The sequence below is a fragment of the Dietzia sp. DQ11-44 genome, from assembly GCF_014145205.1.
Lineage (GTDB): Bacteria > Actinomycetota > Actinomycetes > Mycobacteriales > Mycobacteriaceae > Dietzia > Dietzia natronolimnaea.
The window spans coordinates 1-8,132 of sequence record NZ_JAALEC010000200.1 but is presented as its reverse complement, the minus strand read 5'-3'; the positions used below and the strand labels follow the sequence as shown (position 1 = coordinate 8,132).

The 8,132-nt window shown below is 67.5% G+C and carries 5 protein-coding genes and 1 pseudogene; 2 read left to right on the top strand and 4 right to left on the bottom strand.

Going from position 1 to position 8,132, the window contains the following annotated elements; genetic code table 11:
- Positions 1-195: pseudogene (locus G6018_RS17105) on the top strand (hypothetical protein); the annotation flags it as partial.
- 542 nt (positions 196-737) lie between these two features.
- Here the strand turns inward: G6018_RS17105 and G6018_RS17335 are convergent.
- Both G6018_RS17335 and G6018_RS06160 read right to left on the bottom strand, forming a co-directional pair.
- On the bottom strand, positions 738-1,061 hold the full coding sequence (locus tag G6018_RS17335) for a hypothetical protein (RefSeq protein WP_228549012.1): 324 nt from the start codon (positions 1,059-1,061) through the stop codon (positions 738-740).
- Positions 1,062-1,305: 244 nt separating this feature from the next.
- Positions 1,306-1,698 carry a hypothetical protein gene (locus tag G6018_RS06160; protein ID WP_181694353.1) on the bottom strand — a complete coding sequence of 131 codons (393 nt, stop codon included), beginning with the start codon at positions 1,696-1,698 and terminating at the stop codon, positions 1,306-1,308.
- A gap of 266 nt (positions 1,699-1,964) precedes the next feature.
- Between G6018_RS06160 and mobF the strand changes: the two genes are divergently transcribed.
- A complete protein-coding gene (mobF, locus tag G6018_RS06155) occupies positions 1,965-5,501 on the top strand; it encodes a MobF family relaxase (protein ID WP_228549013.1) in 3,537 nt (1,178 codons plus the stop codon).
- A 35-nt stretch (positions 5,502-5,536) separates the two neighbouring features.
- Here the strand turns inward: mobF and G6018_RS06150 are convergent, their stop codons facing one another.
- The gene (locus G6018_RS06150; protein ID WP_146776290.1) at positions 5,537-7,384 is read right to left on the bottom strand and encodes a hypothetical protein; all 1,848 of its coding nucleotides are present in this window, start codon (positions 7,382-7,384) and stop codon (positions 5,537-5,539) included.
- Between the two features lie 297 nt (positions 7,385-7,681).
- A complete protein-coding gene (locus tag G6018_RS06145; RefSeq protein WP_119192862.1) occupies positions 7,682-7,843 on the bottom strand; it encodes a toxin-antitoxin system HicB family antitoxin in 162 nt (53 codons plus the stop codon).
- Between the last annotated feature and the right edge of the window lie 289 nt (positions 7,844-8,132).

Below are 8,132 nucleotides of genomic sequence, written 5' to 3'. Positions count from 1 at the left end.
CAGCTTGACGCGGCCCTTCGGGACGCGCAGGACGCGCGCGCCGAGGCCGAGCAGGCCGACCGGGCCCGGGTCCGCGCCGAGGCGACCTCGGACACTCTGCGTGAAGTGCTGGACTCACTACGCGATAACACTCGCGAGGCCGGCCCGGCCGGCACACCGTCGACCGCAACTGAACGCCCCGACGAGCGCCCCTGAGAACTGAGTGTCAGAGGTGGCAGCCACACCCCAAGGGCACGACGATCATTCGGGGACGCCGAGCTCGGCGGACCGACTCGAGTCGTAGGTAGGCGGCGTCCACGGCGCCCGCGGCCTGAGGGAGAAGGTGGCACGCAATGTGGGATCTTGGCACGGCGACGTTGGCGGTCGCGGTGGTGGCGGGCGGTGCCCTCGTGCTTCCTCCGACCGCGCGAGGTGTGGGCGGGATGTGCGCGATCATCGGCTTGCTCGGGGTGAGGCAGGGGGCGAACGTGGGCGCCGACTCCTCGCGGCGCTGGGGACGCTGGCCTGGTTTATCGGGCACTGGTCGTTCGCGGTCCGCAATGATGCGCGGTACCGGTCACGGTTGGCGCGCGTGGTGATCGACCAGACGCCGCCCGCGGTGGACGCTGCCGCAGTTCTGGGAACTGCGAAAGCGCAAGACGCGCGAGTGACTGAACGCTGACACATCTCTTCCGACCGGAACGAGAAAAGGCCCCGCGGTGTGGCGGGGCCTTTGTTGTGGGTAAGCGTACGTCAGATCAGAACAGCGAAGGTGTATCCAGGGGTGCGGTATTGCCGGATGCGGCGCTGTAGGCGATGGGGTCCCAGCCACCAGAGACTGCGTTGCGGACGGCCAGGGAGCGGGCGTGGCGGTCTTGCCGTCTGAGGGAGGTTCGGATAATTCCGGTGCGTCCGCAGGCGACGGCGTAGTTCAGGTTCGCCGCCTGTGTGGACGGGATCAGGTGATCGGGATCAACGCGCACGCATAGTGGCTCGTTGCAGCGGTGTTCGGCGACGACGCCGGCCAGGTCGATGCCGTCGAGTAGAAGCGCGAACCGGTGCGCTGATTCGGTGCGGCTCACGCCGCCTTCGCGCCAGCTCAAGCGTCCGTACCCATCAACACCGGAGACGGCCCCCGTGAACAGCCAATGTCCGTCGCCGGGGGCTCGTACGACCTTGGCCCAGAACGCGGCGATTGCCTCCGGAGTGGGGGGCAGTGTCGCGCTGTAGGGGCGCGAGTTAGCCGACGGCCCAGACGAGGTGGACCGTGGTTCCAGGTCCAGTCCCGGCAGGGGAACGTCCTCACACCACGGCCCACCGCGGGGATCAGTGGTTGCTGGCACCGTTGCTGTCCGAACTGTCTACAGCCGTGCCCGTCTCAGCGTCTTCGCTCGCACTCCCGGTGCTCTCTGACTCAGACTCGCCGCTGGCTTCGTCGTTGTCGTCCTCGGAGTTTTTTGCGCTGCGGATCGCTGCACCGACGTCGCGGGCAGACAGGCCGGTCATCTCGGCTAGGTCGGACTGGGGGACGCCGAGGCCCCGGAGCTCGATGAGCGCGCCGCCGAGGGTGGCTTCTGCTTCCTCGCGGGCGTCGATCGCGGAGAACACGGCAATAAGCTTGGACTCGCGCTTGCGCGCTCGCTCCAACTCGACGGCCATTGCTTGGCGGGCGCGGGCCCGTGCGGTCTGTGAACGGGAGTCTGTCTTCGCGAGGCCCATACGCTCGACCCTATTGGTCGCCGCTCTCCCCCGCAGTCGCCCACGCTCTGGCTGCCCACGCTCTGGCTGCGGCTGCCCGCCGCAGCTTCCGCACCGCCCCGGCCAGTCGCCCTCCGTGCGTCCGCCACAAAACCCGACTCGCTCTCGCTCCTCTGAACAGTCTTACACAGTAGGCATTACTAATGACGCCTGGAAAACCGCTGGTCACCGACCCGGCCAGCCGCGCCGATAGACGCGCCCAGACGCCCCCGCCTAGACTGGCGTTCATGATGAGCCTGCGGGCGGTGCACGCCGGGACTGGATACCAGTACTTGCTGCGCTCCGTGGCCACCCACGACGCCGACCCGCAAGGGCAAAGCCTGTCGGACTACTACGCCGCCAAGGGCACCCCACCGGGCCGCTGGATCGGCTCCGGACTGACCGGGCTGGCATCCGAGAACGCCATCTCGGGATCGGTCGTCACCGAAGCACAGATGGCCGCACTGTACGGCGAAGGCCTGCACCCGGACACCGACGACCTCATGGAATCAGGGACGCCACTGTCGGCCTGCAAACTGGGCCGCTCCTACTCCCTGTACGCCTCCGGCGTGCCGGTCCTGGCGGCGATCGACGCCGCTGAGAAGGCGTTCGTCTCTGGCGAAGGCAGGCGCCCCACCACGGATGAGAAGGGCCAGATCGCCGAGAGTGTCGGACGCGGTTTCTACACCGAGCAGTTCGGCTACGACCACGCCTCCGGGCGCGACGTCATCGCCTGGGTCAACCGCGAACGAGACAAGGTCCGCCAGGCCGTGGCCGGGTTCGACTTCACCTTCTCCCCGGTCAAAAGTGTCAGCGTCTGGTGGGCAATGGCCGACGAGCACACCGCCTCCCACATCGCGGCGCTGCACCACGAAGCAGTCGCCGAAGCACTCACCTGGGCCGAGAACAATGCGGTGTACACGCGGGTGGGAACCAACGGCATCGAGCAGGTCTCCACCGGCGGGATCGTGGCCAGTGAGTTCACCCATTTCGACACCCGCGGCGGGGACCCGGACCTGCACTCGCACGTATTGATCGCCAACAAAGTGCAAGGCCCCGACGGGCGGTGGCGCACCCTGGACTCACGCGCAATCCACCAGATGCACCAGGCGATCTCCGCCCGCTACGACGCCGTCCTGCACGACCTCATCACCCGCCGAATGGGCGCGCGATTTGTGGCCCACTACCCGCACCGAGACAAGGCGCCCATCTGGGAAGTCGCCGGTATTGACCGCCGCCTGATCGACGCGTTCTCCTCCCGCCGGACCCTGGCCCGTCCGGTCTACGACCGACTGGTCACCGAGTACGTCCAGGCCAATGGTCGCCAACCCTCGCAGCGGGCCGCGTACGCCCTGTGGCAGAAAGCCATCCTCGACACACGCGATGCAAAGAAGCCCGCACAGTCCCTCGATGAGCACCGGCAGACCTGGCACAAGGTGGCCGCCGAGCGCATTGGCCAGGACGCCCTTGCGGCCATGCTCTCCGGCGTCCGAGGTGCCGGCGCAGAGCAGGACCGACCCCTGTACTCAGGCAGCGAACACGCCACCGACGTGGCAACCAAAGCTGTACGCGCGGTGACCTCCCAGCGGGCGCAGTTCCGCCAGTCGCACGTGGACACGGCAGTGTCGACCGTCCTGAAGGGATACCGGTTTGCCTCCGCCGGCGACCTGGAGCAAGCCCACAGCCAGGTCATGGAAGAGGCGATGGGAGCGCACGTCGTGGCCCTGACACCGCCGGAAATGCTGGACCTACCGGAGGCACTGACGGGTGAGTCCGGGGCCGGGGTGGACCGTCACGCCAACTCCCGCAAATACACCACCGCCGCGGTCCTTGAAGCCGAGACACTGACCCTCGAGGCGGCCACCACACCGGTTGCGGTGTTCGCCTCAGGCGCCGACATTGAGCAGGCCCTGGCCCGCCACGAACTCGAGCACGGGTGGGCGCTCAACGCCGGGCAGGCCGCGATGGCGCGTCACCTTCTCACCTCCGGCACGCTCGTTGCCGCCGGAGTTGGCCCAGCCGGTACCGGCAAGACCGCGAGCATGAAACTCCTCGCCCAAACCTGGCAGGACAGCGGGCGAGGTGTCATCGGATTGGCGCCCTCGGCAGCGGCGGCATCCATCCTTTCCGATGAGATCGGTGCGACCTCCCACACCATCGATTCGGTGACCTTCACCTGGCGCGGACTACACCCCAACCAACCGGAGAAGACCCTGTCGGCACTGCCGATCAAGATCGCCCCCGGCGACATGCTCCTGGTCGATGAGGCCGGAATGTCGAGCACCGAAAACCTGGCCGCACTGACAGAGATCGCCACTGAATCGGGAGCTGTTGTTCGGCTCATCGGTGACCCCAAGCAGCTCGCAGCCGTCGAAACCGGCGGACTGTTCGGAGAGGTCGCGCGCACCCCAGGAACGCCCGAGCTGCGCGAGGTCATGCGCATGGGCAGCGACACCGAACAAGCCGCCGCCACACTCTCCCTACGCGAGGGAAACCCCGACGCCCTGGCCCTGTACTCCCAGCGGGGATGGATCACCGGCGGCACCCGCGAGCAGATGCTCACCGAGGCAGTGGAGGCCTACCTCACCGACACAGGTGCCGGCCGAAACTCGTTGATCATCGCCTCGAGGAACACCGACGTCGACACCCTCAACGAGATCATCCGCTCAGGCCGCATCACCGCCGGGATCGTCGACGCATCCTGCGAAACCCGAGTCGCTAGAGGCGACACCATCGGCGTCGGGGACACCGTCATCGCCCGCAAGAACGCCAAGCTCTACACCGAAGACCGCAAGTACCTGGGCCGGGTCATCAACGGGCAACTGTTCACCGTCACCGGCCTCACAGGCGACGGCTCGGTGGCCGTGCAAGATATCAACACCGACGAGCAGATGCTCGTACCCGGCAGCTACGCGCAAGACAACATCCACCTGGGTTACGCCTCCACCATCCACCGAGCCCAGGGCGCCACCGTGGAGACCACCCACGCCGTGGTGGACACCTCCGTCGACCGGGCCGGCCTCTATGTCGCCATGACCCGAGGCAAGCAAGAGAACCGCGCCTACGCCGTCTGCGAGCCCGTCGTTGATTTCGTGGCGGAAGATGCCCACATGCACTCGGCTGGCGACCGGGACGCACCTACCGCCTCGGAAGTTCTGGCGACCATTCTGCGGCGCGACACCCACCAAGCCTCGGCCACTGCGGCCCTGCGCGAAGAGATGGACCACGCCACCGACCCGGCGCGTCTGGAAGCGCTGTATCGGCACGGCGTCGACCTGGCCGCCGACGCCTTCACCAGCGCCACTTTGGCCGAATACACCGACGCTCTCCCCCGTCTCTACAGTCGCCAGCTCGAGGCAGATCCCGACCAATACGCGGCGATCGCCCAAGCCTGGACCGACGCGGCAAAAGCCGGCCGCGACCCACGCGAACACTGGACGCAGGCCACAGCGAACCTCGAAACCGCGGACTCCCCCGGTGCCGTCATCGCCCACCGCTTGCGTCACGTGACCGCCGCCGGTCAAGACCGAAGCGCTCTGCCCACTCCCCCACCGGCAACCGCTACTGGCGATGCCGAACTCGCGGCCTGGCTCACCGCCACCCACGACGAACTGACGACCTCGCCCGACGAGGACACCGCCCAGGCGCCCTCGGTGGACGTGGACGACTTCACTGCCTCCTACCTCGACCACCGGGCCGCAGAGGAAGAAAGCGGCCCGGACACCCACTCGACGACCGGATCGCCCTGGGGACCTACGACCGACTCCTCTCCCGACCTCTGGTGACTTGTCCGCTTCGAGCAGGCGGTCAACTGGAGGTGTTAGGCGGCAGTGGCGGCCCATTGATGGGGCGCGGCCAGCACGTCCGCCGCAGGCAGCGCAGCGCGGGCCGCGGCCACCAGTTCCCACCAACTACCGGGGTCTGGCTCGCGGTGGCGATCTTGCGCGGCCATTGCTGCCCCCCAGGTGGTTGCCTCCACCGGCGGCCCGGTCGCGGTGGCCCCGTAGGCCAGGGCGATATCGACGGGGTGGACCTGCTCGGCTTCGGCCGGGCTGGGGAAGCTCCCCCATTCGGCAAGCGCGTCGGAGTCTTCTGCCTGGTAGCGGGTGGTGAACCACCACACGAATACCGCCGATTGGAGGCGGTACAGGCGGACCCGATCGGCGTGGGCCCCTGTCACCCCTGCGGCGGCGGCGGCCCGGGTTAGGCGGGAGCGCCCCTGGTAGGCGCGCCCGCTGGCGGTGCATAGACCGAGGGACTGCAGGGCACGGAGTTTGCTGCGCACGGTGGCCGCGCACACGCCCAAGCGTGTCGCCAGCTCCCCCACCGATACTCGCCCGGTCCGGAGCAGGTCCCACACCCGCATCCCCAGGACACCCAGAGGGCGGGCGTGCCAGATGTCGGCGCGAGCGCATTCCAGTTCCTCATGAAGTTGCTGCGCTAGGACTGGAGTAAATACTGCGCCACTTCCTGTCTCCCCGCCCCCGCGGGTAGCCACCCGCCAGGTCGCGGCCCACGGGCCAACTGCTCGCTGCGTGCGGCGGATCCAGCCCCGGTCGGCGAGATCGGTAAGCCGGTCAGCGACGGTGTCCCTGACCAGGCCGGCGGCCAGAGCCCAGTCACGCTCAGAGAAGTGGACCTCCTCGGAGGCTGCCGAGAGGACGCGTGCGGCCAGGGCGAGCAGGACGAGTCGGCTCTGCGCTCCGGTTTTGCCCTGCCACTGCTCGGGCTGGGCCTCCATGCGCGCGATCAGATCGGCGACGGTGCGCTCGGCGGTGCGGCGGGCCGGGCTGGCAGTGCACGAGGTGCGGGTGGCGTGGCTGGCGGCAGTGACGGCCTTGGCCCACTGACGAGCCAGCTCCTGTTCGGTGTCCAGCCGGGGGGTACGGCCGCCTGCGGTGCGGCGGGTGCGCAGGAATTCCAGACCGGGCCAGTTCTCGGTGAAGGCGGCTCTGGCGAGGTCGCGGTACTGCATGCGGGCGTGTGCGCACGCGAGCACGATCGACCAACCGATCGCGGAGGCATCCCCGCTGCTGGTGATGGGGGTTGAGCAGAGGGCGCGGATCTTGGCGGGCAGTGGGCGGCGTGGTCCGGCCAGATGCGGATGGCCTTCGACATCGACATGCACGGGCAGGGTGGCAACCGTCGGGTTCGCCGCGGCGGCCGGATGAGGGTGGGCGCCGAGCTGCTCGACAGCCCGCTTGAGAGCACGCAGCGATGCGGGATGAATGTCGGTGTCGCCCAGGGGTACCGAGGTTCCGCCGGAGCGGTGGGGTGAGCCCGGGGCGCGGACACAACCGGTGCGCGGGTTCGCCAGTGGGCCGCGGTCAAGTGAGGGCCACGCGGCGGCGAATGCGTCCACTACTGGCGCTAGTCGGGTCGGTGAGATCGCGGTGCTCAGGCGGATCCAGACGTGATATCCCCCGCCGGGTCCAGATGAGCACACCAGATGTTCGATCCCCGCGGCGGTGAGAGCGGATGTGCAGGCGGCGAGGTCGGCAGTGGCGGTTGAGCCGGCGTGATGGGCGTCGAAGTCCAGAGCAAGCAGGCGGAAACGGCCGGCTTCGTCTGTCAGATGCAGCGCGTACGGCACATCTGGGCCGGGGGCGCCGTCGGTGAAGCGCCGAGTTGTCGAGAAGGTGTGGGCTTTGCGCGGGTCGACCCGCACATACGGGCGCGGACTCCACACACACGCCACCGACTCCCACCACGTGTTGACCTGATGGGATGCAGTTTTGCTGGTATCAGAACAAGACACGCCGTCCGGATCGACTGGACCGTCCGGAAGGTATGACCTACCCTGAGAGGTGCTTGGAAGCACAGCTCTCCTAATTGGTGAGCAACCCGAGTTTGAGCGGCAACTCGAACTCTTGACTTTCGATCCCGGCCCACTCGCCAGTGAGCCGGGATCAGTCATTTCATGGGCTGCATGATTTTTAGTTTTCAGTCACACAGCTGATCTACCTCACGCTGGAATCGCCTCCTGGTCGTCAAAATGCGACACGGCTTTGGGCATGCCGAGGTGTGCCGCAGCGACTTCGGCTACGTACTGGTTCATAGAGATGCCGCGCGCCTTGGCTTCACGCCGAAGTGCGTCGTAAACATCCGAAGGTACGCGGACTGTCATGCGTGTCCGCTCCCCCAAGGCTGGCCTGCCAGGCCCAGAACGTGTGGTCGCCATGACGTCAAAACTGACATGGCTGACGTCAGAAATGTGTGCGACACGCTCACGACGTCACAAATGGCGGTAACAAGTGTGGCGCGGAGGCCGCTGTTTCAGCCGATCGTGGAACTCGGCCCTGAGTCATGCTCGCTTGCAACTAGTGTTTGGCGTCCTTTTGAGCTGGCATGAGTGAGTCGACGAGCACCAGCTCCATCAGGTCGATTCCATCGAGCACCGGAATGACCTGCCGCGC

Coding starts and splice junctions, on each gene's coding strand:
- G6018_RS06160 (WP_181694353.1), bottom strand. CDS start 1,698: ATGGGCCTCGCGAAGACAGACTCCCGTTCACAGACCGCACGGGCCCGC.
- mobF (WP_228549013.1), top strand. CDS start 1,965: ATGATGAGCCTGCGGGCGGTGCACGCCGGGACTGGATACCAGTACTTG.
- G6018_RS06145 (WP_119192862.1), bottom strand. CDS start 7,843: ATGACAGTCCGCGTACCTTCGGATGTTTACGACGCACTTCGGCGTGAA.